The 25,582-nt window shown below is 71.7% G+C and carries 23 protein-coding genes, 1 tRNA gene and 1 pseudogene; 16 read left to right on the top strand and 9 right to left on the bottom strand.

The features are described from left to right. The first annotated feature begins 76 nt into the window (after positions 1 to 76). From ACFC02_RS33650 to ACFC02_RS33610, 9 genes are all read left to right on the top strand, one after another. Complete coding sequence (locus ACFC02_RS33650) at positions 77 to 1,219, top strand: inositol-3-phosphate synthase (RefSeq protein ID WP_376365547.1); 1,143 nt, start codon at positions 77 to 79, stop codon at positions 1,217 to 1,219. A 101-nt stretch (positions 1,220 to 1,320) separates the two neighbouring features. After that, on the top strand, positions 1,321 to 2,298 hold the full coding sequence (locus ACFC02_RS33645; protein WP_376365552.1) for an SCO3242 family prenyltransferase: 978 nt from the start codon (positions 1,321 to 1,323) through the stop codon (positions 2,296 to 2,298). Further along, complete coding sequence (locus ACFC02_RS33640; RefSeq protein WP_376365546.1) at positions 2,295 to 3,266, top strand: sugar phosphate isomerase/epimerase family protein; 972 nt, start codon at positions 2,295 to 2,297, stop codon at positions 3,264 to 3,266. The genes ACFC02_RS33645 and ACFC02_RS33640 overlap by 4 nt, the downstream gene beginning before the upstream one ends. Next, positions 3,263 to 4,012 (top strand): EboA domain-containing protein, encoded by a 750-nt coding sequence (locus tag ACFC02_RS33635; RefSeq protein WP_376365544.1) that lies wholly within the window; start codon positions 3,263 to 3,265, stop codon positions 4,010 to 4,012. The genes ACFC02_RS33640 and ACFC02_RS33635 overlap by 4 nt, the downstream gene beginning before the upstream one ends. Next, entirely contained in the window at positions 4,012 to 4,860 is an 849-nt protein-coding gene (locus ACFC02_RS33630; RefSeq protein WP_376365541.1) for a TatD family hydrolase, read from the top strand. Before ACFC02_RS33635 ends, ACFC02_RS33630 begins: the two co-directional genes overlap by 1 nt. 3 nt (positions 4,861 to 4,863) lie before the next feature. Beyond that, positions 4,864 to 6,033, top strand: a complete 1,170-nt coding sequence (gene eboE, locus ACFC02_RS33625; RefSeq protein WP_376365539.1) for a metabolite traffic protein EboE — start codon at positions 4,864 to 4,866, stop codon at positions 6,031 to 6,033. 62 nt (positions 6,034 to 6,095) lie between these two features. Beyond that, the gene (locus ACFC02_RS33620) at positions 6,096 to 7,559 is read left to right on the top strand and encodes a nucleotide pyrophosphatase/phosphodiesterase family protein (protein WP_376365550.1); all 1,464 of its coding nucleotides are present in this window, start codon (positions 6,096 to 6,098) and stop codon (positions 7,557 to 7,559) included. Continuing rightward, positions 7,556 to 8,737, top strand: a complete 1,182-nt coding sequence (locus ACFC02_RS33615; protein WP_376365537.1) for a sugar phosphate isomerase/epimerase family protein — start codon at positions 7,556 to 7,558, stop codon at positions 8,735 to 8,737. Before ACFC02_RS33620 ends, ACFC02_RS33615 begins: the two co-directional genes overlap by 4 nt. A gap of 170 nt (positions 8,738 to 8,907) precedes the next feature. Continuing rightward, positions 8,908 to 8,992 (top strand) — tRNA-Leu (locus ACFC02_RS33610). On the opposite strand, the gene ACFC02_RS33605 is transcribed toward ACFC02_RS33610, so the two are convergent. The 3 genes from ACFC02_RS33605 to ACFC02_RS33595 all read right to left on the bottom strand — a co-directional run bounded on the left by ACFC02_RS33605 (position 8,957) and on the right by ACFC02_RS33595 (position 12,923). Then, positions 8,957 to 10,672 carry a recombinase family protein gene (locus ACFC02_RS33605; RefSeq protein WP_376365535.1) on the bottom strand — a complete coding sequence of 572 codons (1,716 nt, stop codon included), beginning with the start codon at positions 10,670 to 10,672 and terminating at the stop codon, positions 8,957 to 8,959. The two genes, ACFC02_RS33610 and ACFC02_RS33605, sit on opposite strands and share 36 nt — an antisense overlap. Positions 10,673 to 11,279: 607 nt before the next feature. Next, positions 11,280 to 12,398: a tyrosine-type recombinase/integrase gene (locus tag ACFC02_RS33600; protein ID WP_376365533.1), complete on the bottom strand. Its 1,119-nt coding sequence runs from the start codon at positions 12,396 to 12,398 to the stop codon at positions 11,280 to 11,282. Positions 12,399 to 12,422: 24 nt separating this feature from the next. Continuing rightward, on the bottom strand, positions 12,423 to 12,923 hold the full coding sequence (locus ACFC02_RS33595; protein ID WP_376365531.1) for a helix-turn-helix transcriptional regulator: 501 nt from the start codon (positions 12,921 to 12,923) through the stop codon (positions 12,423 to 12,425). Positions 12,924 to 13,043: 120 nt separating this feature from the next. On the opposite strand from ACFC02_RS33595, the gene ACFC02_RS33590 reads away from it, so the two are divergent. The 4 genes and pseudogenes from ACFC02_RS33590 (at position 13,044) to ACFC02_RS33575 (ending at position 17,594) form a co-directional block, all read left to right on the top strand. After that, positions 13,044 to 13,238 (top strand): helix-turn-helix transcriptional regulator, encoded by a 195-nt coding sequence (locus ACFC02_RS33590; protein ID WP_376365530.1) that lies wholly within the window; start codon positions 13,044 to 13,046, stop codon positions 13,236 to 13,238. Positions 13,239 to 13,758: 520 nt separating this feature from the next. Next, positions 13,759 to 15,012: a DUF3631 domain-containing protein gene (locus ACFC02_RS33585; RefSeq protein ID WP_376365528.1), complete on the top strand. Its 1,254-nt coding sequence runs from the start codon at positions 13,759 to 13,761 to the stop codon at positions 15,010 to 15,012. 315 nt (positions 15,013 to 15,327) lie between these two features. Continuing rightward, positions 15,328 to 15,903: a hypothetical protein gene (locus tag ACFC02_RS33580; protein WP_376365549.1), complete on the top strand. Its 576-nt coding sequence runs from the start codon at positions 15,328 to 15,330 to the stop codon at positions 15,901 to 15,903. Beyond that, positions 15,893 to 17,594: pseudogene (locus ACFC02_RS33575) on the top strand (relaxase/mobilization nuclease domain-containing protein). Before ACFC02_RS33580 ends, ACFC02_RS33575 begins: the two are co-directional and overlap by 11 nt. 134 nt (positions 17,595 to 17,728) lie before the next feature. Here the strand turns inward: ACFC02_RS33575 and ACFC02_RS33570 are convergent. The 5 genes from ACFC02_RS33570 to ACFC02_RS33550 form a co-directional block, all read right to left on the bottom strand. Next, entirely contained in the window at positions 17,729 to 19,030 is a 1,302-nt protein-coding gene (locus tag ACFC02_RS33570; protein ID WP_376365526.1) for a hypothetical protein, read from the bottom strand. Positions 19,031 to 19,280: 250 nt separating this feature from the next. Then, complete coding sequence (locus tag ACFC02_RS33565; protein ID WP_376365525.1) at positions 19,281 to 19,826, bottom strand: HAD domain-containing protein; 546 nt, start codon at positions 19,824 to 19,826, stop codon at positions 19,281 to 19,283. A gap of 35 nt (positions 19,827 to 19,861) precedes the next feature. Beyond that, positions 19,862 to 20,554, bottom strand: coding sequence for a class I SAM-dependent methyltransferase (locus ACFC02_RS33560; RefSeq protein WP_376365523.1), 693 nt, complete (start codon positions 20,552 to 20,554; stop codon positions 19,862 to 19,864). A 1-nt stretch (position 20,555) separates the two neighbouring features. Beyond that, the gene (locus ACFC02_RS33555) at positions 20,556 to 21,467 is read right to left on the bottom strand and encodes a phosphotransferase family protein (RefSeq protein ID WP_376365521.1); all 912 of its coding nucleotides are present in this window, start codon (positions 21,465 to 21,467) and stop codon (positions 20,556 to 20,558) included. 74 nt (positions 21,468 to 21,541) lie between these two features. Beyond that, on the bottom strand, positions 21,542 to 22,291 hold the full coding sequence (locus ACFC02_RS33550) for a hypothetical protein (RefSeq protein WP_376365519.1): 750 nt from the start codon (positions 22,289 to 22,291) through the stop codon (positions 21,542 to 21,544). 223 nt (positions 22,292 to 22,514) lie between these two features. Here ACFC02_RS33550 and ACFC02_RS33545 point away from each other — a divergent pair, with 223 nt between their 5' ends. Genes ACFC02_RS33545 through ACFC02_RS33535 form a run of 3 tightly spaced genes read left to right on the top strand, consistent with a single transcriptional unit; the run spans position 22,515 to position 24,866 of the window. Next, a complete protein-coding gene (locus ACFC02_RS33545) occupies positions 22,515 to 23,870 on the top strand; it encodes a tetratricopeptide repeat protein (protein WP_376365518.1) in 1,356 nt (451 codons plus the stop codon). A gap of 1 nt (position 23,871) precedes the next feature. Next, positions 23,872 to 24,408, top strand: a complete 537-nt coding sequence (locus ACFC02_RS33540; RefSeq protein WP_376365516.1) for an NUDIX domain-containing protein — start codon at positions 23,872 to 23,874, stop codon at positions 24,406 to 24,408. After that, positions 24,405 to 24,866, top strand: coding sequence for a hypothetical protein (locus tag ACFC02_RS33535; RefSeq protein ID WP_376365514.1), 462 nt, complete (start codon positions 24,405 to 24,407; stop codon positions 24,864 to 24,866). The genes ACFC02_RS33540 and ACFC02_RS33535 overlap by 4 nt, the downstream gene beginning before the upstream one ends. Positions 24,867 to 24,884: 18 nt before the next feature. On the opposite strand, the gene ACFC02_RS33530 is transcribed toward ACFC02_RS33535, so the two are convergent. Further along, on the bottom strand, positions 24,885 to 25,427 hold the full coding sequence (locus ACFC02_RS33530) for a hypothetical protein (RefSeq protein WP_376365512.1): 543 nt from the start codon (positions 25,425 to 25,427) through the stop codon (positions 24,885 to 24,887). Between the last annotated feature and the right edge of the window lie 155 nt (positions 25,428 to 25,582).

Genomic DNA, 25,582 nt, shown 5'->3' with positions numbered 1-25,582 from the left:
GGGGACGCCGGACCCCCGCCCGCCGTCACCGTCGTCCGCCCGATCCCTTCCGGTGTCCCGTGACAGGAGGCTGCCCATGTCCGCGTCCTTCCCCCACCGTCCCGTCGGCGTCTGGCTGATCGGGGCGCGCGGCTCCGTCGCCACGACCGTCGTCGCGGGCTGCGCCGCCCTCGCCGCGCGGCTGCACCCACCCACGGGCCTGCTCACCGAGACCCCGATCTTCACCGGCACCGGCCTGCCGCCCCTGTCGTCCCTGGTCTTCGGCGGCCACGACACCACGGACTGCCCCTTGCCCAAACGGGCCGAGGCACTGACCGCCGCCGGCGTCCTCCCCTACGGCGTCACCACCGCCGTGACGGCCGAACTCGCCGCCGCCGACCGGGAGATCAGAACCGGCGGACCGCTGTCCGGCGAAGTGCGCGACGAGGAGGAACTGACCGCCGCCTTCGCCGCCGACATCCAGGACTTCGTACGCCGCACGGGAGTGGCCCGCGCCGTCGTCGTGAACGTGGCCTCCACCGAACCCCCGCCCTCCGGCACGGCCCTGCCGCCCAGTTCCCTGTACGCGGCGGCGGCCCTGCGCGCGGGCTGCCCCTACGTCAACTTCACCCCGTCCACCGGCCTGCACCACCCCGCGCTGGCCGGGGCCGCGCGGGCGAGTGGCCTGCCGTACGCGGGCCGCGACGGCAAGACCGGCCAGACCCTGCTGCGTTCCGTGCTCGGCCCGATGTTCGCACAGCGCGCGCTCGCCGTACGGGCCTGGTCGGGCACCAACCTGCTCGGCGGCGGCGACGGCGCCGCCCTGGCCGACCCGGCCGCCGCCGCGGCCAAGAACGCCGGAAAGGAACGCGTCCTGGCCGACACCCTCGGCCACGCCCCGCAGGGCGAGGTGCACATCGACGACGTTCCCGCGCTCGGCGACTGGAAGACCGCCTGGGACCACATCGCCTTCGACGGCTTCCTCGGCACCCGCATGGTGCTCCAGACCATCTGGCAGGGCTGCGACTCGGCGCTGGCGGCCCCCCTCGTCCTGGACCTGGCCCGCCTGGCCGCCCGCGCCCACGAGGCAGGCCTGTCCGGCCCCCTGCGCGAACTCGGCTTCTACTTCAAGGACCCGCTGGGCGACGGCCCGGCGGGCCTCACGGAACAGTACGCCGACCTCGCCCGCCTGGCCGCCCGCCTGCGGACACCGGCTGGGGGAGAGGGGGAGCAGTGGTGAACGGGGGGCGGGGCGCGGGGAGTGGTCCTGCGGGGCGGCCGGGACCGGCTGGCCGCACCGGTCCAGTGGCGCGCACCGGTCCGGTGGCGCGCACCGGTCCGGTGGCCCGGCCAGGACCGGCGGACCGCACCGGATCGGCGGGCCTCGCGGGGCGGGGCCGTGCCTGGGCCGAGCTGCTGCGGTTGCCCGCGCTCTTCACCGTCCCGGGCGACGCCCTCGCGGGCGCCGCCGCGGTCGGGCGGGTCGGCCCGCGTACGCTGCTCGCCGTCGGTTCCGCCCTGTGCCTGTACGAGGCGGGCATGGCCCTCAACGACTGGGCCGACCGTGCCGAGGACGCCCGCGAACGCCCGCACCGGCCCCTGCCCTCCGGCCGCGTCCGCCCCGCCGCCGCCCTCACCGCGGCGGGCGCGCTCACCGCGGCGGGCCTGGCCGTGGCGGCCCGCGCCGGGCGCCCCGCGCTGGCCGTCGCCGTACCGCTCGCCGGCACCGTCTGGGCCTACGACCTGGGCCTCAAGCGCACCGCGGCGGGCCCCCTCGCCATGGCCGCGGCCCGCGGACTGGACCTGCTCCTGGGCGCCGCCGCCACCACCGGCCGCACCCGTCCGGCCCTCCCGTCGGCCGCCCTGCTCGCCACCCACACCCTCGCGGTGACCGCCGTGTCCCGCCGCGAGACCACCGGCGGCGCCCCGGCCGTCCCCCTGGCGGCACTGGCCACCGCCACCGCACTGACCGCCCTGCTGCATCGCCCGCCCAGCCCCGCACCGACCGCCCTGATACGCCGCCCGCCCAGCCCCGCACCGACCCCCACTCCGCTGTCCAGCCCCGCACCCGCCCCACCGGGCACCCTTCCCGCGCTCCTCGCCGCCGCCTACGCCGCCACCTCCCTGCGCCCCTACCTCCACGCCGCCCTCAACCCGTCGCCGCCCCTCGTCCAACGCGCCGTCGGCAGCGGCATCCGCGCCACGATCCCGCTCCAGTCGGCGCTGACCGCCCGCGCGGGCGCACCGGCCACCGCCCTGCTCACCGCGGCCCTGGCCCCGCTCGCCCGCCGCTTCGCGAAGAAGGTGAGCGTCACATGACCCCCGACGACCTCCGTTTCGGCTACGGCACCAACGGCCTCACCGACCTCCGCCTCGACGACGCCCTCGCCCTCCTCGCCGATCTCGGCTACGACGGCGTCGGACTGACCCTCGACCACATGCACCTCGACCCGCTCACCCCCCGCCTCGCCGCCCGCACCCGCAAGGTCGCGCGCCGGCTGGACGCCCTCGGCCTGCGGGCCACGGTCGAGACGGGCGCCCGCTACGTGCTCGATCCGCGCCGCAAACACGGCCCCTCGCTCCTGGACCCCGACCCGGACGACCGCGCCCGGCGCGTCGACCTGCTGCTGCGGGCCGTCCGCGTCGCCGTCGACCTCGGCGCCCACGCCGTGCACTGCTTCAGCGGCCTCCTGCCGCCCGGCACCGACGAGGACACGGCCTGGAAGCGCCTGGCCGAGTCACTGGCCCCCGTCCTGGACGCCGCCACCGCCTCGGGCGTGCCGCTCGCCGTCGAACCCGAACCCGGACACCTCCTCGCCACCCTCGCCGGCTTCCACCGGCTGCGCCGCACCCTCGGCGACCCGGAACACCTCGGCCTCACCCTCGACATCGGCCACTGCCAGTGCCTCGAACCGCTCCCGCCTGCCGAGTGCGTGACGGCCGCGGCCCCCTGGCTGCGGCACGTCCAGATCGAGGACATGCGCCGGGGCGTCCACGAGCACCTGCCGTTCGGGGACGGCGAGATCGACTTCCCGCCCGTCCTCGCGGCCCTGGCCGCCACCGGCTACCAGGGGCTGACCGTCGTGGAACTGCCCCGCCACTCGCACGCCGGCCCGCGCCACGCCGCGCTCTCCCTGCCGTTCCTGCGCCGCGCCGCGCCCCACGCGCGACGACGGCTCCCCCCGCACCGCGAGGCGGGGTCCGCCCCTCGCGCCGTACCGGCGCCCGTCCCTCCCGCCGTACCCGAGCACACCCCTCCCGCCGCACCTGAAGGGAGCCCTCGATGACCCGCCCGCACCACGACCCCCGCGCCCCCCGCACCCGCACCGAGGCGGCCGACGCCACCCCGGTCCCGTCCGACGGGCCGCGCCCCCTCTCCGACGCGGGACTCACCGGCACCGCCCGGGCCTGGCTCGACCAGGCGCTCGACGAAGCCGCCGCCCACCCCGGCGGTCACGGGCCCATCTCCGTCTGGGAACTGCGCCTCGCCGAGGCGGGCCGCCGCTGCGGCCCGGCCCACGCCGACGCCGCGCGCGTCCTCATCCTGCGTGCGGCCCGCGCCGACCCCGACGCCCTCACCCGGGTCTACCGCCAGGGCACCGCCGACGAGCGCCGCGCCGTACTGCACGCCCTGGACCACCTCGTGCCCGGCCCCGACGCCCTGCCGCTGGTCGAGGACGCGCTGCGCACCAACGACACCCGCCTGCTCGCCGCCGCCGTCGGCCCGTACGCCGCCCGGCACCTTCCGCCGCACGCCTGGCGGCACGCCGTCCTGAAGTGCCTGTTCACCGGCGTGCCCGTGGCCCACGTCGCCGACCTGGCCCGCCGCGCCCACGGTGACGCCGAACTCGCCCGCATGCTCGGCGACCACGCGGCCGAACGCACCGCCGCCGGCCGCGCCGTACCCGAGGACCTGCACCGCGTCCTGACCCTGACCGACTCGACCGACCCGGCCGCCCCGCCCCCCGGCCCCGGCGCGCCCGACGACGCTCACTGTCCGGCCCCGGCCGACCCCCACGGCAAGGAGTCCTGATGCGCATCCTCGACCCCCACATCCACATGACGTCCAGGACCACCGACGACTACGAGGCCCTGCATGCCGCCGGTGTCCGCGCCGTCGTCGAACCCGCCTTCTGGCTCGGCCAGCCCCGCACCTCGCCCGCCTCCTTCTACGACTACTTCGACTCCCTCCTCGGCTGGGAACCCTTCCGCGCCGCCCAGTACGGCATCGCCCACCACTGCACGATCGCCCTGAACCCCAAGGAGGCCAACGACCCCCGCTGTGTCCCGGTCCTCGACGAACTGCCCCGCTACCTGGTCAAGGACCGCGTCGTCGCCGTCGGCGAGATCGGGTACGACTCCATGACACCCGCCGAGGACACCGCCCTCGCCGCCCAGCTCCAGCTCGCCGCCGACCACGGCCTGCCCGCGCTCGTCCACACCCCGCACCGCGACAAGCTCGCCGGACTGCGCCGCACCCTCGACGCCGTCGCCGAGTCCGCGCTGCCCGCCGACCACGTCCTGGTCGACCACCTCAACGAGACCACCGTCAAGGAGGCCAAGGACAGCGGCTGCTGGCTCGGCTTCTCCGTCTACCCCGACACCAAGATGGACGAGCCCCGGATGGTGGCCCTGCTGCGGGAGTACGGCCCCGAGAAGGTACTGGTCAACTCGGCCGCCGACTGGGGCCGCAGCGACCCGCTCAAGACCCGCAAGGTCGCCGAGGCGATGCTCGCCGAGGGCTTCACCGAGGACGACGTCGACCGCGTGCTGTGGCGCAACCCGGTCGCCTTCTACGGCATCAGCGGACGCCTCGACCTCGACGTCCCCCCGCCCGGCGCCACCCACGAGGGCAACTCCGTGCTGCGCGGCGGGGAGTGAGCGATGCGGTTCCGGCACCCCGACGGCTCCACCGTCCACCTCGCCTACTGCACCAACGTCCACCCCGCCGAGACCCTCGACGGCGTCCTCGCCCAGCTCCGCGACCACTGCGAGCCCGTCCGCCGCCGCCTCGGCCGCGACCGGCTCGGCATCGGCCTCTGGCTCGCCCGCGATGCCGCCCGCACCCTCGTCACCGACCCGTCCGCCCTGCGCGGCCTGCGCTCCGAACTCGACCGGCGCGGCCTGGAGGTCGTCACCCTCAACGGCTTCCCCTACGAGGGTTTCGGCGCCGAGCAGGTCAAGTACCGCGTGTACCGGCCGGACTGGGCCGACGCGGAACGCCTCGAACACACCACCGCCCTCGCCCGCGTCCTCGCCGGCCTCCTGCCCGACGACGTCACCGAGGGCACGATCTCCACCCTGCCGCTCGCCTGGCGCACCGCCCACGACGAGACACGCGCCGCCCGCGCCCGTACCGCACTGCGCACCCTCGCTGAACGCCTCGACGCCCTCCAGGACCTCACCGGCCGCTCCCTGCGCATCGGCCTGGAACCCGAACCCGGCTGCGTCGTCGAGACCACGCACGACGCCATCGCCCCGCTGACCGAGATCGGCCACGACCGCATCGGCATCTGTGTCGACACCTGCCACCTCGCCACCTCCTTCGAGGACCCGCACACCGCCCTGGACGCCCTGACCGCGGCCGGTGTCCCCGTCGTCAAGTCCCAGCTCTCCGCCGCCCTGCACGCCGAGCAGCCGCACCGCCCCGAGGTCCGCGCCGCCCTCGCCGCCTTCGACGAGCCCCGCTTCCTGCACCAGACCCGCGCGCACACCGCGGACGGCCCGCTCGGCACCGACGACCTCGGCGAAGCCCTGCACACCGACGCCCTCCCGGACGGCGGTCCCTGGCGCTCCCACTTCCACGTCCCCCTGCACGCCGCCCCCGCCGCGCCCCTCACCGCCACCCTGCCCGTCCTGAAGAACGCGCTGACCCGGCTGGCCGGCGGCCCGCACCCCCTCACCCGCCACCTGGAGGTCGAGACCTACACCTGGCAGGCCCTCCCGCCCGCGCTGCGGCCCCGCGCCCGCGCCCAGCTCGCCGACGGCATCGCCGCCGAACTCGCCCTCGCCCGCGACCTGCTGACCGACCTCGGCCTGAAGGAACTGCCGTGACCTGCCCCGAAGAAGCCGCGGGAACCTCGGTGCCCCGCCCCGAAGAAGCCGCGGGAACCTCGGTGCCCCGCCCCGAAGAAGCCGCGGGAACCTCGGTGCCCCGCCCCGACGAACCGACCCCGCTGCTAGTCCTGGACGTCGTCGGACTCACCCCGCGGCTCCTGGCCCACATGCCCCACCTGCGGGCCCTCGCCGACTCCGGCTCCCACGCCCCGCTCGGCACCGTCCTGCCCGCCGTCACCTGCGCCGCCCAGTCCACCTTCCTGACCGGCACGATGCCGAGCGAACACGGCATCGTCGGCAACGGCTGGTACTTCCGCGAACTCGGCGACGTCCTGCTGTGGCGCCAGCACAACGGCCTCGTGTCCGGCGACAAGCTGTGGGACGCCGCCCGCCGCGCACACCCCGGCTACACCGTCGCCAACATCTGCTGGTGGTACGCGATGGGCGCCGACACCGACATCACCGTCACCCCGCGCCCCGTCTACTACGCCGACGGCCGCAAGGAACCCGACTGCTACACCCGGCCGCCCGCCCTGCACGACGAGCTGACCGGGCGCCTCGGCACCTTCCCGCTGTTCCACTTCTGGGGGCCGGGCGCCGACCTCGTCTCCAGCCGGTGGATCATCGACGCCACCCGCCACATCAACCGCACCCGTCACCCCGACCTCACCCTCTGCTACCTCCCGCACCTCGACTACGACCTCCAGCGCCACGGCCCCGACGACCCGCGCTCCCTGAAGGCCGCCGCCGACCTGGACGCCGCCCTGGCCCCGCTGCTCGCCGACGCCCGCGCCGAGGGCCGTACCGTCGTCGCCCTGTCCGAGTACGGCATCACCCGCGCCGACCGGCCCGTCGACATCAACCGGGCCCTGCGCCGCGCCGGCCTGCTGGAGGTGCACACCCAGGACGGCATGGAGTACCTCGACCCGATGGCCTCGCGCGCCTTCGCCGTCGCCGACCACCAGATCGCCCACGTCTATGTGCGCCGCCCCGAGGACCTCGCGGCCACCCGGGCGGCGCTCGACGGCCTGCCCGGCATCGAACGGCTCCTGGACGACGAGGGCAAGAAGGCCCACCACCTCGACCACCCGCGCTCGGGCGAACTCGTCGCCGTGGCCGAACCGGACGCCTGGTTCACGTACTACTACTGGCTCGACGACGACCGCGCCCCCGACTTCGCCCGGCTCGTCGAGATCCACCGCAAACCCGGCTACGACCCGGTTGAACTGTTCATGGACCCGCACGACCCGTACGTGAAGGTCAAGGCGGCCGGCGCCCTGGCCCGCAAGAAACTCGGCCTGCGCTACCGCATGGCGGTCGTCCCCCTCGACGCCACCCCGATCCGCGGCAGCCACGGCCGCCTCCCCGCGAGCGACGACGAAGGTCCGCTCCTCATCTGCTCCACCCCCCGCGCCGTCGGCGGCCGCCTCGCGGCCACCGACGTGAAGTCACTCCTGCTCGACCTCGCCGGTCTCCACACCCCCGGCACCCCCGCCCACCAGCCCGGAAAGAGGCACCCGTGAACGAGAACCAGCCGACCGACCAGGCAACCGCCCCGTCCGGCACCGACGACCGGCTGCGCCGCAGCCTCGGCATCGGCCGCCGCGGCTTCCTGAGCACCTGCACCGCCGTGGCGGCCGGCGCGATCGCCGCCCCCGTCCTCGGCGCCGCCCCCGTCCACGCGGCCGACCGGAGCCCCGGCGAGGGCCACGACCACGGCAGGGGCCACGCCCTCGTCCCCGCCGACAAGCGCGGCATCATCCTCTACACCGTCCGCGACGCCACCGGCCGCGACCCGCTCTCCACCAGCCTGCCCTCCGGTTTCCGCGCCGTCTTCGCGCAGCTCGCCCGCTTCGGCTACCGGCAGGTCGAGTTCGCCGGCTACGGCCAGCACACCAACGCCCCCGGCGGCGCCGACCTGGAGAACGTCGCGGGCGCCAGGCTGCTGCGCCGCTGGCTCGACGAGTACGGCCTGCGCGCTCAGGGAAACCACGGCTTCATCCCGGGGTCCTGGCCGCTCACCCCCGCTGACCTGGACACCTTCAAGAAGCACCTGGAGATCGCGAACATCCTCGGCATGGATCACATGGGCACCGGCGGCGACCCCACCGGCAGCGCCTACCGGGCCGACTGGGACGTGGCCGCCGACAAGTGGAACGCCCTCGGCGAGATCGCCCGCCGCGCCGGGATCAAGCTCTACACCCACAACCACGACGCCGCCTACGGCTTCCTCCTGGACGGCGGCCCGCTCGACGCCCAGGGCCGCCCCACCCGCTCCTCCGGCATCCGCAAACTGGAGTACTTCCTGTCGGTCACCGACCCGAAGCTGGTCTGGCTGGAGATGGACATCTTCTGGGCGCACGTGGCCCAGTACAAGTTCCGCACATACACCGCCCACGACGGCTCCACCCGGCAGAACGTCTTCGACCCGGCCGGCCTGGTCGCCCGCCACGACAAGCGCTACCCGCTGTTCCACGCCAAGGACGGCGTCGTCAACGCCACCAACGGGCAGGGCTACGACATGGTCCCGTTCGGCACCGGCGTCATCGACTACACGACGTTCTTCTCCCGCGTCGGCCACCGCAACTACCACAACCCGATGGTGGAACAGGACAACGCGCCCAGCACCACCGACCCGGCCCAGTCGCTGACCCACGCCAGGACCGGCTACGAGAACCTCTCCGCCCTGCGCCGCAGGTAACCACCCGCTACAGGAGGCGGCCCCTTCCCGCCCGCCCACGGGAAGGGGCCCCGCCCCGCCTCACCCCTCCGCACCGAGGGCGGAAATACGCAGGTGAAACGCACTCCGAAACCTTGGTATTGTTGTCCATGTCGCCGCGGGGAACACCCCCGCGAAGCGGCAGACACCTGGTCCGGGTGGCGGAATGGCAGACGCGCTAGCTTGAGGTGCTAGTGCCCTTTATCGGGCGTGGGGGTTCAAGTCCCCCCTCGGACACTCGCTATAGCGATACGCGGATGAGGGCCTCGATCTTACGGTCGCGGCCCTACCTGCGTGTTCGTAACTGATCGTGATCCCGAGGGCTTCGTAGAGTGGGCTCTTCTTCTCTGTGTCGACGGCCTGCACCCGTTGTGCGATGTCTCCGAGCCTCTCAGTGATCTCCCGGATCTGGTCGGCGGTGAGGGGAGTTTCCTTCTTTCGAGTGGCGGCAGGTGGCGTGTCGAGTTTCTTGCGTGCTGCCTCCTTGTCTGTCTGCGCTTCGTTGATCCATTGAGTGACGACGGCGGGGTCGGCGCCGGCTTCGAGGGCGGCCTGGTAGCGGGCGAGACGCCGCTCGCACTCCTTGACCATTTTGCGGGCCTGGGTCTGCTGCGGTGTGGACGTCTCGGCCGCATTTGCTGCCGCGCTGGCGTGGGTGAGGGCGGTGAGGGTGGCGGTGAGCCGGTCGGGGGCGAAGGCTTTCGCGATCCACCGGTCCAGAGCCCGACACACCGCGTCCTCACGGAGGTAGACGGTCCGTGGGTGGTTCAGGCCGGGGTGGAGGGACTGTTCCTGCTCCTTGAACTCGCATCGGTAGTAGACGGTGTTGCGGATTGTCGCGGGCTGCATCTTGCGTCCGCACGTTGCGCATCGCACGCGTCCGCGCAGCGCGTACGTCCGTTGCCCCTGCGGTTGTCGTCCGGGGCGTTCGAGGCGCTGCGGCATGCGGGAGCGCTGCTGGCGGATCTTCTTTACGGTGTTGAAGAGCTGGGTGGTGACGATGGCCTCGTGAGCGGTGTCGTTCGACCAGACCCACTGTTCAGCCGGGTTGTGTGTCATGCGGGTGCGGTGGCCGAGGGTGACGTCGTCGATGTCGTAGAGGTGCTCCTCCTTGCGCTGTTTGTTCCAGATCTCGTAGCCGGTGTAGCGGGGGTTGATGAGGATCGCTCTGACGGCTCCGGCTTGCCAGGCGGTCTTCTTGCGGTGGGGGTTGCGGATGGCGTCGTGGGCGGAGGGGCAGGGGATGCCTTCCCGGGTGAGCTGGGAGGCGATGGCCTTGTCGCTCATGCCGTCGACATACATCTGGAAGATCCGGGCCACGATGGGGGCTGCGGCGGGGTCGGGTTCCAGGCGGTGGATGCGCTGTCCTGCCGCGGCCTTGGCCGGGTTGGGGTGCGGCCCCGCGTCGCCGATCAGGTACCCGTACGGGGGGCGTCCGCCGAGGTAGCGGCCCTGGAGCTGGGCCTGGGAGCTCATGGCGGTCCGGACTCGGATCTTGATGCGGTTGCGTTCGCCCTTGCTCATGCCGCCGAAGACGGACATGACGAGGTCGTGGGCCTCGTTGTTCGGGTCGACCGGGCCGCCGATCTCCGGGACCCACAGGGGGATGCGGAAGTGGACGAAGACGGGGAAGGTGTTGCCGAACTGGTTGCCGTAGAAGGTGCGCTGCGGCTCGCCGATCACGACGGCGTCGAAGCCGCGGTTGGGGTTGCGGAGGGCCTGGAGGAGTTCGTTGGCGCGGGGGCGGCGCTGCCAGGGCAGCGAGCGGCTGTGGCCGACGTCGAAGTACTCGGTGACGATGTGGCCGCCGGTGGGTTCGATCAGGGCTCGGGCGCGGGTGAGCTGCCAGTTTCTGGAGGCCTCGGGGTCTTGGAGGTCCTCGGTCGAACAGCGGCCGGCGAAGGCGAAACGGATCACGTGCGGTGAGACTCCCAGTGCGGGCGCGCGGCATGGGCGAGCTGCGGGTGTTATGTGGCGTTCTGTCGTACCTCGAATGGGGGAGAAGAGCCAGCGGCGGCCGGCGTCTCTCGGTCAGCCGTCGCCGGGCTCGGGGCGCTGCTGGCTCGAATCGGCGATCAGGATGCGAAGGAGCTGCAGGAGGGCAGCAGCGACCGGCTCGGTCACGTCAGGTGGCTCCACGGGGAGGGCCACCTGGGTCTGCCACGGGGTGCCTGGGCCTGGGAGCTGCCCGGATAGGGGCTGGGGGTATGTGCAGTTGGGCACCGGGCCCGGAGAACTGGTTTGTGCTCGCATGTCCCCTATAGGGATGTCGCACGGCAGATTTGCCGTTCTGTGTCGGCCAAGGGCTTGGAGGCCGGCTCCGGCGGTCGAGGACGGCGTCAAGGGCGTCGATGGAAGGTCGGGTAGGACTGCGTGATGCAGGACGGAACGTGCTGGAGTTCGCTTCAACGTCTAATACGTTCGGCGAAAGGCCGTCTGACCTGCGACGGAGCGGGTTGGGCGGCCTTTGCGGTCCGCACAGAGTCCGCAGCGTGCTGACTTCGGTCAGCGCGCGGGGGAGCGGCTACGCCGCTTCGTCGACCGGTGGCTGGGCGTCGGCGGACTGGTCCGCGTACGCCTTGTCGACCGCGGCCCGGGTCCGCTCCTCGGAGTCGGGCCACAGGTGGGTGTAGATGTTCAGCGTCATGGCCGCGTTGGTGTGGCCGAGGCGCTCGGAGACCGTCTTCACGGACTCGCCGTGCTTGATCAGCAGGCTGGCGTAGTGATGCCGGAGGGCGTGGGGTCCGGTGCCCTTCGGTATGCCGGCCTTCGCGCAGGCGGGCCGCCAGGACCCGTCCATGAAGTGCGTGTAGACCACGGGTCCGCCCTGCGGCGCCGTGAAGATCCAGCCCTCGGGCCCATCGGCGGGGAAGTCCCGCAGGTGGGCCTTCATCGCATCCACCGCCATGCGGGGGAGCGGGACCGTGCGGTGCGAGCGAGCGGTCTTGGGCGGGCAGACGTACACGCCGTGCTTGGCGGTCTGCTGGATCTGCTGCTCGACCGAGACGGTCGCGTGCAGCAGGTCCACGTGCCGGAGCTGGAGACCGAAGAGCTCGCCGGGGCGAAGTCCGGTGGCCGCGCCGAGCAGCACGAGGCCCTTGTATCGGGCGGGTATCTCCTCGGACAGTATCCGTACCTGCTCGACGGCCAGCGGCACGACCTTCTTCCGGGGCACGGAGGGCAGCTTCGCCTCGGCGCACGGGTTGTGAGGAATCATCCGGTCACGGACGGCCGCCCGGAAGACGGCGCTGACCGTGTTGAAGACCGTCCGTGAGGTGCTGGCAGCCAGCCCGTGTGTGGTGGTCAGGCCGGTGACCCAGCTCTGTACATCGCCGGGCTTGATGGCGCCGAGTGCCCGCTTCTCCCAGGCCGGATAGACGTAGCAGCGCAGGTGCTGGGCCACCGCCTTGGCCGTGGAGGGCCGGTGCGGCTGGATGGCTCGCCATTCCTCCGCGTACTCCTTGAAGGGCTTCTTCGCCGATCGCGGGTCAACGTACTGGCCGGTGACCAGGCTGGCCGTGACCTCGTCGATCCACCGCTGGCCGTCGATCTTGCGGTCGAAGTGGCGAGCGTGCTCCTTGCCGTCGAGGTCGCGGTAGCGGGCTCGCCATTTGCCGTTGGGGCGCTTCTGGATGTTGGCCAAGTGGCCTCTCCTTCGTGTCGGTTGTCAGTAGTGGCCGCCGTCCTCGATGTCGTTGCTGAGGGTGCGAGCGTCCCGCTCGTCGCCCATGAGGCGGAGGCACTGCTCGTGGATGGCCCGCGAGCTGTCGGGATGGGCCTTGATGTGGTCGGCGATGGCGACCACGGCACGGTGGAGGCGGTCGCGCGCGTCGCGGGCCTCATAGAACGCCTCGACGGCCTCCTGGACGAGGCGCCGACTGTCGATGTCGAGCCCCTCCAGGGGCGGGGACATCAGCTCTTCGAGGGGGAGCTCAAAGACGCGGGAGAAGGCGAGGGCCTCGTCGAGGTTGATGCGGCGGCGGGGGGTGCCGTTCTCGATGCGCCAGACCGCCGTCTGGTTCATCTTGATGCCGGCTCTGGTCACCCGCTCCGCCAGCTCGGTCGTGCTCCACCCTCTGACCTCGCGCTCCAGCGCCACGCGCGCGGCCACGTTCCCTTCGCTGTAGAGCAGCGGCACCTCGCCGCCCTGGGGCCTGTCGCCTGCCATCGAACCTCCATCATCACCATCGCTATCCGAATTGAAACATGAGCTTCCCGATTTGGCTAACCGGCGATCCCGGGGTGCAACCTATGCAGATCGGATCACCACCTAGCCGAAAGGGAATGCATGCGATACCTGACCAGCGCCGAGGTCGCCGAGCGCTACCGCACGGCCGAGAGCACCGTCCGCTACTGGCGCCACATCGGGAAGGGGCCGCGCGGCATCAAGGTCGGCAAGCGGGTGCTCTACCCCGAGGCCGAGCTGCTGCGCTACGAGCGCGCGCTGATCAACGGCCGGGAGGAATGGGGCCTGGCCTCGTGAGCCGCCCGCAGTCCCGGACACAGCAACGGCCCCCGGCGCGCCAACGCCGAGGGCCGGAGATCCTCCTGCACGTCGCCCATCCCTGAACGAACGAACCGGTGAGGGGCGGGACCTTGCCCGTCCCGTCCCTCACCTGAGAGGAACGTCGATGGAGGACTCTACGTCCCCCGCCACCTCGAACACATCCCACAAGGTCGTCTGGCCCGCCCCCGCTGTCCCCGGCCGGGGCATCCCCTGGCGCAACGGGGACCGAAGCGGGGACCGAACGGAGTCACGGTCCCCGGCTGCAACCACCAACGGCGCTGCTGCGACGGGGGTTCCGGTCGGGGACCGAAATTCCCCCAACGCGGAACATGCGCAGGTCAGCGCCCCGGGGACTGGTCCCGTCGAACCGGAAGCCGGGGACCGGACAGAGACTTTCGGTCCGCCGGTCCCCGAACCCGGTCCCCGAATCCCTGACGAGCGCGACGCGCCCCGAGCCGACGGTGAGGACCACGGTCCCCACGTATCTGCGGGGACCGTGGTCCCCGACGGCGGTTCGGGGACCGGGGGCCCCGCCCGTGCGAGCGACGAGACGGGGGACGAAGGAGCCGTGCTGCTGGATGACCTCCGTGCAGCGATCGGCCGGTACGTGGTGCTGCCGAGCGAGGAGGCACTGACCGCGGTCACCTTGTGGGTGGCGGCCTCCCACATTCAGCCCGCTCTGCAGCACGCGCCGCGCCTGGCGGTGGTGGGGCCGACCAAGGGCTGCGGCAAGTCCCGTGTGCTGGACGTGCTTCACGAGACCGTGTCCCGGCCGATGATGACGGTGAACACCTCGCCAGCGGTGGTCTTCCGGATCATCGGCGAGGCCCCTCCGACGCTGCTGGTGGACGAGGCCGACACCATCTTCGGTCCGAAGGCGGGTGACAAGGAGGACCTGCGTGGCCTGCTGAACGCCGGACACCAGCGCAACCGTCCCGCCTGGCGGATATCCGGCCCGGAGTACAAGCCGACCGCGTTCCCGACCTTCGCCATGGCCGCGCTGGCCGGCATCGGCGACCTGCCGGACACGATCATGGACCGCGCAGTCGTGCTCCGCATGCAGAAGCGCAAGCCCGGCGAGAAGGTCGCTCCCTTCCGCTCCCGGCACTCCGTCCCGGAACTGAACGCGCTGCGCGACCGGCTGGCCGCGTGGCTGACCCCACTGCGCGGGGCAGCGCACCGGCTGGTGCCACCGATGCCGGTCGAAGACCGGGCCGCGGACACCTGGGAGCCCCTGGTCATCGTCGCCGACCTGGCCGGCGGCCACTGGCCCGCCCGGGCCCGTGCCGCCTGCCTGGCAATGACCCGCACCGAGCTGGTCCAGGACGAGCAGACGACGCTGAAGACCCGGCTGCTCCGGGACATCCGCCGCACCTTCGAGCACCAGGGCGACACGGAGGCGCTGCGCAGCCACGACCTGCTCGCCGCCCTCATCCAGGACGCCGAGGCACCCTGGGCCGAGTACGGCACCAAGGGCCTGAACGCCTACCACCTGGCCAACCTGCCGCGCGATTTCGGCATCAGCCCGGCCAACCACCGCTTCGAGAACGGCAAGCAGGCCAAGGCGTACGCCCGCAACCAGTTCCTCGATGCCTGGGCCCGCTACTGCCCCGACCCTGCCCAGCCGACCTGCGCAGCCGGCGAGACCGTGGTCGCACGTCGAGCCCAAGGCAAGCCACCTGCCCCTCCGACGGGGACGTTGCCCATCGGCCCGCCCGGCGGGCCTGCCGGCCCCAGGCCCACCCGCTGACACCAGCTCCGTATCAATCCGTCGCATCCGTCCCCGCGCAGGTCAGCGCGGGGACGGAGTTCCTCGCTGATACGGATCACTCCGTACCTGCGACCGCATCCGTACCTGTCCTGACCAGCTACGGGACGGATGCAACGGACGTGACGAAGCCCCACCGCACACGACCACCGGAGCACCACCATGCCCGAACCGAGCACCGACAACTCCCCCACCCGCCGCCGCAAGGGATTCTTCGGCCTGACCCGCCGATCAGCAGCAAGCTGGAGCGAACGAGCCTCTAACGAGGCTTCGTCCGCGCTTGCCCCCGCCCCAGGGGTGGCGGAGGAGAAGGCCGAGCGCCAGGGGGCGCCCGAGCCGGAGGAGGGCCTAGCGGAGACCAGCTGCCCGCCCGCAGCCGACTCCGTCGCCCCAAGTACTCAGCCGCCGGCCGATGTCCAACCGTCCGCCGAGCAGCCCTCCTGGCGGGACCTCGACACCCCCGTCCTGCCTGCACTGATGAACCGCAAGCGCACCGTGGAGAAGCGCGACCAGGAGAAGACCATCCGCTTCACACGGACAGCTGTGAGCGTGATCAGCGCCGCCGCTCACCAGCGCGGTCAGAAGTTCGCCGGATTCGTCGGGGACGCCGCCCTCGCCGTCGCCCTCGGCAAGGCAGGGCTGGCCGGCAGCCCGGAGGACGACCCGGTCCGCCCGCTGATCGAGGCCGTCGAGGCACACACGGTCGCGCTGAACCGCATCGGCGGCAACCTCAACCAGATCACCGCAGCCATCCACCGAGGAACGGTGCCCGAACGTGCCGATGCGGTGCTGGACCGCGTCGAGCAAGCAGCCGAGAGCAGCTACCGACTGATCGACCAGCTCCTGACGGAAGGCACCGCGCATGGTTCCTGACGTCTCGACCGGCTCCGACTCCCGCGGACTGATCGTCTACCTCTTCGGCCCCGGCCGTCGCGACGAACACACCGACGCTCACATCGTCGCGGCCTGGGACATGGCCAACCGGCGCCCCCGACCCGGGCCGCGACCCGGCAGCCACCTACTCCCAGCTCGCCAAGCGCCTCGACCACCACGTAGACCTGCGCACCCGCGAACTGGGTGGCAACAAACCACCTCAGCACGTCTGGCACTGCCCGGTCCGCACCGCGCCCGGCGACCGCTACCTCACCGACGCCGAGTGGGCCGAGGTCGCGCGCCGCATCGTTCGCGCCGCCGGCATCTCCCCCGAAGGCGACGAGAAGGCATGCCGGTGGATCGCGGTGCGTCACGCCGACGACCACATCCACATCATGGCCACCACCGTCCGCGCCGACGGACGCCGCCCACGCACCCACCGCGACGGACAGCGCGCCCAAGCCGAATGCCGCAAGATCGAGGCCGAGTTCGGACTGCGCTGCCTGAAGCCCGGCGACCTCACCGCGCCCCGCACTCCCACCGGCGCCGAACGCGCCAAGGCTGAGCGCCAGGGCCAGACGGTCACGGCACGGCAGTGGCTGCGCGAGCAGGCGTACGCGGTCGCCGCCGCTGTACGAACCGAAGCCGACTACTTCACCGTGCTGCAGTCCCTCGGCATCAAGGTCAAGACCCGCCTCGGCCCCGAGACCGGTGACGTGATCGGCTACAGCCTCGCCGCACCAGGCGACACCAACGCGGCCGGCGAACCCGTCTGGTACGGCGGCTCGAAACTCGCCCCCGACCTCTCCATCAACCGCCTACGCGAACGCCTCCCCGACCAGGCGATGGCCGACCACCCCCGATATGTGGCGGACCCCGCCGACCCATGGCGCCACACCACCACCGCCATACACGCGGCACGCACCGTACTCGACTCCGGTGACGATGCCGCCACCCAGGGCCACCTGGCCGCCTTCGGCGACGCCCTGTACAACATCGCCAGCGTCACGACCGGCCCACACCGGGCGGAACTACGAGCGGCGGCGATGGCGTTCAACCGCGCCCGCCGCTCCGCCACCCGCGCCGACCACCAAGCCGCCACCGCCCTGCGCAAGGCCGCCAAGGAACTTGCCTACGCCTCCAGCGAGCCGGGCGGACTCGCCATCGCCCTGCTCTTCGCCACCGTGCACCTGGCCCGCGCCGCCGCCAAGTGGCACGAGCAGCGCGGCCACGAGCAGCAGGCCGCCGCGGCCGAGGAAGCCTTCCGCCACCTCCAGACGGGCTACCAGCAGGCCGCCCCACCCGTCCTGGCGGACTTGGCCCGCCGCGCACCACGAGCCGCAACCGCCCGCCGCTTCGAGCAGGACGTTCGCGCGGCCCTCCCCGACCACGCCGACCGGATCCTCGCCGACCCCACTTGGACCGCCCTGACCACAACCCTCGCCCAAGCCGAAACCGCCGGCCACAACCCCCGACGTCTCCTGGCCGAGGTGGGCTCCCAACGAGAACTCGACAGCGCCGAGCGCCCCGCCGAGGTCCTCAACTGGCGCATCACCGCTCAGCCGAACCGACGGACGCAAGCGGCTCGCATGCGAAGCGCCACCAGCGGCACCTCGACCATGCCCGCCACGCCACCCTCTCCGGCCACACCAGCGGTCACGAGGCCCGAAGAACGCAGTCGACACCGCTGACCCCGGCCAGCGCAGAGCTGCTCACGTTGATTCCTCACTCGGCCGGTGGTCTACGTCCCCGATATCGCTCGAGTGGACGAGATGTCGTTCCGGTCGGCCTCGCACTCAGGCGAGGCCGACCAGCGAACCACGCTTCACGAGCAGTTCCTCTCCTCACTGGGCAGCGCGTGCCACAGGTCGAGCCAGTCGTGGAGCAGGAAGAGGGGGCGGGTCAGGACGACGTCGCCGGCCCGCTGGGAGCGGATCGCCAGGCCGAGGTCGGCGAAGACCGGATCGCCGGCGACGCTGTACGTCAGGCTGCCGGGCCGTGTGGTGCGGTGGATGAGCCAGTCCTCCACGTGGGAAGGTGCGCAGCCGGTCAGCGGGGCTGCATCCAGTCTCACCTGGGGGCCGGTGAGTGCGTCTGCGGCGACGCACCCCAGACGGCCATCGTGGAAGAGGGCCCTGATTCCGCTCTCAGTGAAGTCGGCGTAGTTGAGCTGCTGGTTTTCGCCGTAGTGGGAGTAGGACGAGACGGTCGGTCCTTCGCCGAGGGCTCGGGTGATCTCTTCCAAGGTCATCCCGAAGTGCAGGGGGCCGACTCCTACGTACGGCGTGAAGGTCCACTCGGCGCGCTGCTCCTCCCGGGCGATCCGCCACGGGCCGCGGTACCCCGCCTCGCTTCCAGCGGCGGCCACGGGCGGCTCGGGTGCTGGCTCGTGCAGGGCGGCCGGTATGGGCGCGGTCCGGTCCTCACGCCGGCGGCTGAGTCGTTCCGGAGCCGCGGTGTCCTCGGGTTGCTCTTCCAACCAGCGGATCGCCTGCTCCTGCTCCTGGTCGCCGAACGGGTCCTCCGCCAACTCGCCTGCCCGGTCCAGGGCCGCGCGGCGCTCCTCCTCCGCGGTGATGAGACCGGTGACGTCCTCACCCCAGGCAGCCAGCCGTTCCCGGGCGATCCACCGGTAGTACGAGTCCGTGCTCAAGGCCAGGACCTCGCGAACGGCGGGCGCGTACCGGGGTACGGACGAGGCGAGGGCGGGGTCGGCCAGGAGCAGGGCGGTGGCCGCGAGCGCGGCTTCCCTAACCAGTGGATCGTCGTCGTCGCAGAAGTCCGCGATGCGGTCGTGGAGTATTGGCCTTGCCGCACGGGCGGCGGCCAGCTCCTGCGCCGTGCCGACGCCGTCCTCGACGTCCAGGCGGGCGATGTCGGCGAACGAAGCCAGCCAGTTCAGCACTTCGGCGCGAAGCGACCGCCGACCGGCCCTGCACTCCCACCGGTCTTCGGAGAGGGTGCGCGGATCGTCGAGAAGACAGGCCAGGACCAAGGCTGCCGGAGCGGTCGCCGGAAACACCTGCTCCTGATGGAGGAGCAGCCGATACAGATCGCCTACCGCCCGTACCCGGCGGGCCGGGTCGGCGGCGAGCACAGCGCCGAGGATGTCCGGTGTGTCAGGCACACCATGCCGGCCCGTACAGACGTGCGGCAGCTCCTGCCAGGCGGTGCAGGCGAGCTCTGCCTGTGCTCTGGGTGGCAGGGAGCCGACGGGAGCACCAGAGAGGTCCGGAGTCATCTCGTTGATCACGACCGCAGTGTTCCACCCGACTCCGACACCAGCGCCGCCGATACCTGCCACGGACCGCAGATGGATCACGCTCGAGCAACACTCTGATGCCCTCGCTGCTCGTGGCAGCGAGGGCATCAGGGCGTCAGGCGGCGCGGGCTGTGGGTAACTGCGAGACCCACGTCGTGAGCCCGGTCAGGTGCGCGGGCTGCAGCCCGTGGTGCGGGTCGGGCTGAATGAGGAGGGTCGACGTTCCCTTCGCAGTGCGCTCCACCGCCCATGCGTGGTCGAGGCCGGTGAAGTCGTCGTCGATCCATACGGCGGGGGCGTCGCCCAGCCAGACGTCGACGTGGTCACGCTTCCACAGGTAGCCGTTGGGGTGGCTGGTGGTGATCTGCGGACGCGGGAGATCGACGTACGACAGGGCCGGAAGGCCGAGGAGCGGCCCGATGAGGGTGGTGGCGTCCTGGCGCCAGCTGGTGCACCAGACCGGGGTGACCAGGCCAGTGCGGATCACGTCCATGAGCATGGGGCCGTGGGCAGGGTCGAGCCAGACGGTGACCGGGTTGTCGGCGCTCCGACCTGTGGGGACGACGTCGTGGCGGGCGTGGGTGGCCGGGGTCGAGCCGTCCGCGTTGGGGAAGGGTATGAGGACACCGTCGATGTCGAGGAGCAGGTAGGGCGGGCGCATCGGTTCCTCCGGGGGAAGCCGGGGCGAATGGCTGGTCAGAGCTTGCGGGCGCGGATCAGCAGGGTCGTGGGCCAGTGGCCCATGCGGGGGTCGTGGAACTCCTGGGCCGAAGTGAGCCAGAAGCCCGCCTGGCTGAGGTGCTTCTCCCACCGGTCCGTGGAGAACTCGCAGCGGGCGATGGGTAGGCGGGTGCGGTCGGGCAGGGTGACGAAGTCGCGGCGGGGCCGGTCGTCGCCGGAGGGGCTGCGGCCGCCGCGCTGCGGGTGGGGGACGGAGAAGGCCAGCACTCGCCCGGGTGTGAGGCGTTGGGCGATGGCCGGGAGGAGGAGCTCGGGGGCGACGAGGCCGACGGCACCGAAGACGGAGTAGATCGCGTCGAACTGCTCGTCGGAGGCGTGCAGGTAGTGCAGGGCGTGGCCGGCGACGAAGGTGAGGTTGTTCAGCCGTCCGTAGTGGGAGCGGGCGCGGCGGACCTGGAGGCCGACCAGGTCGACACCCGTGACGTGGGCGCCGTGGCGGGTGGCGAGGTGGGCGGCGTTGTGGCCGGGGCCGCAGCCGAGTTCCAGGAGTCGCCTGCCGCGCAGGTCGGCGCCGAGGACGTCGGCGCCGGGCCCTTGGCCGGGTCTCGTGGTCCATTCCATCCGGGCGGGTACGGAAAGGGGTTCGGCGAGTCCGGCGGCGGTGCGCTGAACGGCGTGGGCGTGCCAGGGGGATGCCTGGGCGAGCACGTCAGATCTCCAGGAGGTGGAGGACGTCGGTGAGGTGGCGGCGGACGGCCTTGATGTAGGCGGGGTCGGTGGCCGGGTCGTCGATCCATCTGACGGACTGCTCCATGAACCACTCGACGGCCCACATGCGGTGCCAGCCCAGGGCCCAGTGTTCGGCGGTGAGCCCGCCGCGCGGGGCGAGGGCGTCGGGGGTGCCGCCGGCGGTGACGTACTGCTCAAGGAAGACGCGGAGGCGGATGGGGTGCGGGGGCTCGGTGGTGCCGTGCCAGCTGGCGAGGTCGAGCAGGCCGGGGCCGCTGAAGGCGCGGGCGAAGTCGAGCAGCCGCCAGCCGCGCTCGCCGATGTGGAGGCTGGTGGGGTGGAACTCGGAGTGCACCCAGCCGAACGGTTCCAGCGTCGCTCCGGCCGAGCGGGCCTCGGCGGCCTGGGCGATACGGTCGAGCGCGTCCTCGACGTCGTCGGCATCCTGCCACCGATCGGCCTTGCGCAGCCGTTCGAGATGCTCAAGCGCCCTGGCCGGCAGCGTCCGCAGCCGGTTCTGGTCGAGTACGGGCAAGGGCGGAGCCGTACGGGTGCCGTGCAGGATCACGGCCGCGGCGACGCCGTCGAGGTCGTCGGCCTCGCGGACGGAGGGTCCGAGGTCCTCCATGAGCATGCCGAGCCAGCCGTCCAGGACGGCGGAGGCGTGGACCTGGGGGACGGGGACGCCGAGTGTGTGGGCCAGGCGGAGGGCCTGGTCCTCGCTGTCGAAGGGCTTCTTGGCGTACTTGAAGATGGCCGTGGAGCCGTCGGGGAAGGTGACGCGCTCGACTCCGGACATGGACCACACGCGCACCTCCTCCCGTGCGGCGGTGGTCTGGCCGGTCGCGGTGAGCAGGTTGTCGAGGAGTTCGGCGCTGGGGTTCGTGGTCACAGGAGGGCTCCGGGGAGATGTGGCATCGGGGCGGGCGAGAGATACCGGCCCGCCCCGGAGCCTGATCGGGTGGGTTACGCGGCGGGGTTCACTCGGTGGGCGTAGACCTGCTCGATCCAGCCCGCCTTGAACGCGGCGAGGTCGTCGCGGAAGTTCGCCATCGAGGCACCGTAGGGCGCGACCACGCCGCCGGACTGGTCCGGCACGGACTGGCAGCCGTGCACGAGCCGGCCGCCGAGCGCCGCGTGGGCCTTGATGGACTCGATGCGGCGGTGCTCGTTGAACCAGCCGCCGTGGTAGACCTCGTCGAGCATCCCGCCCATCTCGTCGTCCAGGTCGAAGACGACGGAGGTGGCGGCGGGGAAGAACCAGCACGGGCCGACGTTGGAGATGTGCCCGTCCAGCTCGACCTTGTTGAGCGCCATGAGCGTGGCGGCCTCGCGGAGCATCCGCAGGTGGTCGGCGGTGATCTGCGGCAGGCCGAGGCCGGCCAGGTGCTCCTCGCGGAAGAGGTACGCGTACACCTCGTACGCGGTGGCCAGGACGCGGGCCGCGTCGGAGGTGGACTCACCGTGGTTCTTGATGAAGTCGAGCGCGAGCTGCTCGACCGCACTCTCGGTCGTCTCGTCCATGTCCAGGAGCTGGGACTTGACCAGCTTCCAGTCTGCGACGAGCCAGGTGCTCGACTCGAAGCGGAAGAAGTACTCGGCCGGGTCGATGGTGATGCGCCGGCCGTCGACCTGGACGCCGGGCAGGCGGCTCCAGCGCGGGTCGAACGCCTCGGGCAGCTCGACCGTGATGGCTGTGGTGTCGATGGTGGTCACCGTGTCTCCGTCTCTGTTCGTCCGGACGCGGGCACAGGAATGCCCGAGCTCGGTGTGGGCGTACGGAACTTCGGGGTGCCGCCCGGACCAAGGGGGATCCTGGATCACGGTTGCGCCGTTCCGGGCGGCTGCTGATAAGTGAACCGGCGGTCACGCTCAGTGGGTACGGTGGAAGGCAGTTGAAGCGGTATACGCGGTTTACAGCTCCAGGACGGAGGCGATCGTGGCGGCGCAGCGAGAACCCAACTCCCGTCTGCGCGACGTCATCGCGGCGGTCGGCGGCACCTACGAGGCTCTCGCCCGAGACGTGCGGCGCATCGCCGCCGAGAACGGTGAGATCCTCCAGACCAACAAGTCGGCCATCTCGCACTGGGTGAACGGCATCCGTGCCCCATCCGGCCGGGTAGGTCAGTACCTGGCCGAGGCGCTGTCCCGCCGAGCGGGGCGCACGGTCACCCAGACGGAGATCGGTCTCCAGGCGAGCGATGACGAAGAGTCGGCGGAATCCGACCCCGTCCTCGCGGTCACGGACCTGGGCCGCGCCGACGTCGAACGCCGCCGCTTCCTCGCCATCGCGGCCTTCACCACAGCCGGCGTCGCCATGCCGCTCGGTTACGACCACGAGGCCACCGCCCGTATGCTCCGCGCTCGCACCGGCACGTCCCTGGTCGGGGCGGAGGACGTGGACGTCGTACGGCAGATCACCGCGGCCTTCAGTGCGGCCGACGAGCGCCTCGGCGGCGGGCACGGCCTGACCACCGTCACCGCGTACCTCGCCGACACAGCCGCCCCCATGCTGCGCGGACGCTTCCCCAGCGAAACCTTACGCCGGGCCGCCTTCGGCGCCGTCGCCGAACTCGCCTACCTCGCAGGGTGGAAGCACCACGACCTCGGCCAGGAAGGCGCCGCCCAGCGCTACTACCAGGTCGGCTACAAGCTCGCCTGCGAAGCCGATCCCCACGGCCACGCCGCCTGGATGATGCGCGCCCTCGCCCACCAAGCCCTGAGCCTCAAGCAGCCCCACCACTGCGTCGACCTCGTCGAAGGCGCCCTCCGCACAGGTCTCGGCCACGTCGACGGCCAGACCGAAGCGCTCCTCCACATCACGCACGCCCGCGCCTACGCCGCGGTCAACGAGCCCCCCTTGGCCGCGCGCGCCCTACTCGCCGCCGAGGACGCCCTCCTCCGGGACGACGGCCCCCAGCCCAGCTACTCCCGCGTGAGCGGCCCGGCCGCCGGCACCGTGGCGAGCCACACCGCCCGCACCCTGACCGACCTCGCCGACCACATCGGCACCGAGCAGCAGCACCGAGACGCCCTCACCCGCTGGGACCCCGAGAAGTACAAGCGCGTCCACGCCCTCACCCATGCCGACCTCGGCGACAGCCTCGCCGCCCAGGCCCGCGCCGACGAAGCCGTCGCCGCCTGGACCCAGGCCCTCGTCCTCATGGAAGGCATGACCTCCGACCGCACCCGCAAGGCGATCACCTCAATCCGCTCCACGCTCGCGGTCTACCAGCGCCGCCGCGTTCCCGGTGCCGTTGATCTCGCCCGCCGCGCCCGCGAGGCCCTCGCCTAACATGCCCAACAACCCGCCCGACGAAGGGAACACCGTGGCCCAGCAGACCGACGACCGCTCCCAAGCCCTCAAGCCGGCGCTCCAATCGATGACCCTGCTGGTCGCGGCCGTCATCGTCCACGACAAGGAGACCAACCGCGTCGTCCTCCTCCAGCGCAGCGAAAACGCCAAGTTCGCCCAGGGTCTGTGGGACCTCCCCGTCGGCAAGAGCGAGCCGGGCGAACCCATCACCGAAACTGCGGTGCGCGAGCTCTACGAGGAGACGGGTCTCACGGTGAAGCCCGAGTCTCTAAAGGTCGCCCACATCATCCACGGCGCCTGGGGCGTCGAAGCACCCAACGGCTTCCTCACGGTCGTCTTCGCTGCCCACGACTGGACGGGCGAACCCGAGAACCGCGAACCCCGCAAGCACTCTCAGGTCCGCTGGGTCGATGCCGACGCCATCCCCGAGGCGTTTGTGGATACTACTGCCAGCGCCCTCCACCACTACCTGAATGACAGCTCGGAGGTCTCGCTGGATGGGTGGTCGGCAGCGTGAGCATCACGCTGCTTCACCTCATACCCAACGATCCGCACTTTTCGCCTGCGTCGGCCGCGAGCGAGGCTGCGCAGGCCCAGCTACAGCAACTGGTTCCTGAAGCGTTGGGCGGTTATGACGTCTGGGACATTCCCGGCACAGCCTTCATCGACCCCGGGGAGAACTGGTGCGGTGTTCGGTGCCCCGTGTGCAGCTCCGACATCCAAGACTGGTGGGGCAACGCGATGGACACGGCAGCCCTTCCGGACGGCTATTTCGACTCGCTTGCCGTGACGGTGCCCTGTTGCTCTGCCCAGACGGACTTGAACGCCCTCGACTACGTCTGGGCTGCGGGTTTCGCCAGGTACAGCCTCGTAACCACAGATCCAGAATGCGAGCTGCCGCTACCGCCAGCCAGCGTCCAAGCGCTGGAGGACCTCCTGGGCACGGACCTGCGGCAGGTCATCGCCCAGTACTGACGTCAAGCGCTGGCTTCGCTATGCAGGGCCGCTCGGAAACAGAAGCTCGTAAGGCAGGTAATCGTCGTCCGGTACGCGCGGCACGTAGTCCGGAGCCGTGCGTGCAACCACAGCCAGCAGGCGAGCGGCAGCCTCCTCCTCGGAGATGGAGGCAAGCCCGAGGGCGTGCAGAAGGCGGTCGCGCTCGGCGTCGAAGTCCGGGTGGTCGGCCCGAAGGTCCGAGCCGAGCTCGCTGATCGCGAAGCCCTTCGCCAGGTCGCGCCAGAAGGGCAGCACCACGATGAGTGTGATGGCCTCGACGAGGTCGGCGCCGATCAATGTGGCCTGGCCCTCTGAGTCGGCGTACAGGACGGGCCTCTCCTCGGCCCCAGCCTCCCCGCACAGGTAGTACGTGCCGCCAGCGCCGCAACCGGCTATCGGGTGTAGGGGGATCCTGGTAGGAAGGGCAAGTTCCTCGATGGGATCCCGGCGCTCGACGTCGAAATCGCCAGGCCAGGCGAGCGCGGTGGCAAGGGAAGACTCCTGCTCGATCCGGCGGAGTAGATCGTCTGATGCGGTCATGGGACGGAACGTAAGGGCCTGCGCTGGCACTGCACAAGAATGGAGGTCGCGGCGACCTGCTGTCCACGGACACTGGGACGTCCGGGTGAGCGGACATTTGAAGTCCCTGCTGGCGGACAGTTCATCTCCCTGTCCGGTATGACTTTTCATCCCTC

It is taken from the genome of Streptomyces sp. NPDC056160 (genome assembly GCF_042268205.1).
In the GTDB taxonomy this organism is placed as follows: domain Bacteria; phylum Actinomycetota; class Actinomycetes; order Streptomycetales; family Streptomycetaceae; genus Streptomyces.
The sequence above is the reverse complement of the archived record's forward strand: the minus strand, read 5'-3'. Positions and strand labels throughout refer to the sequence as shown.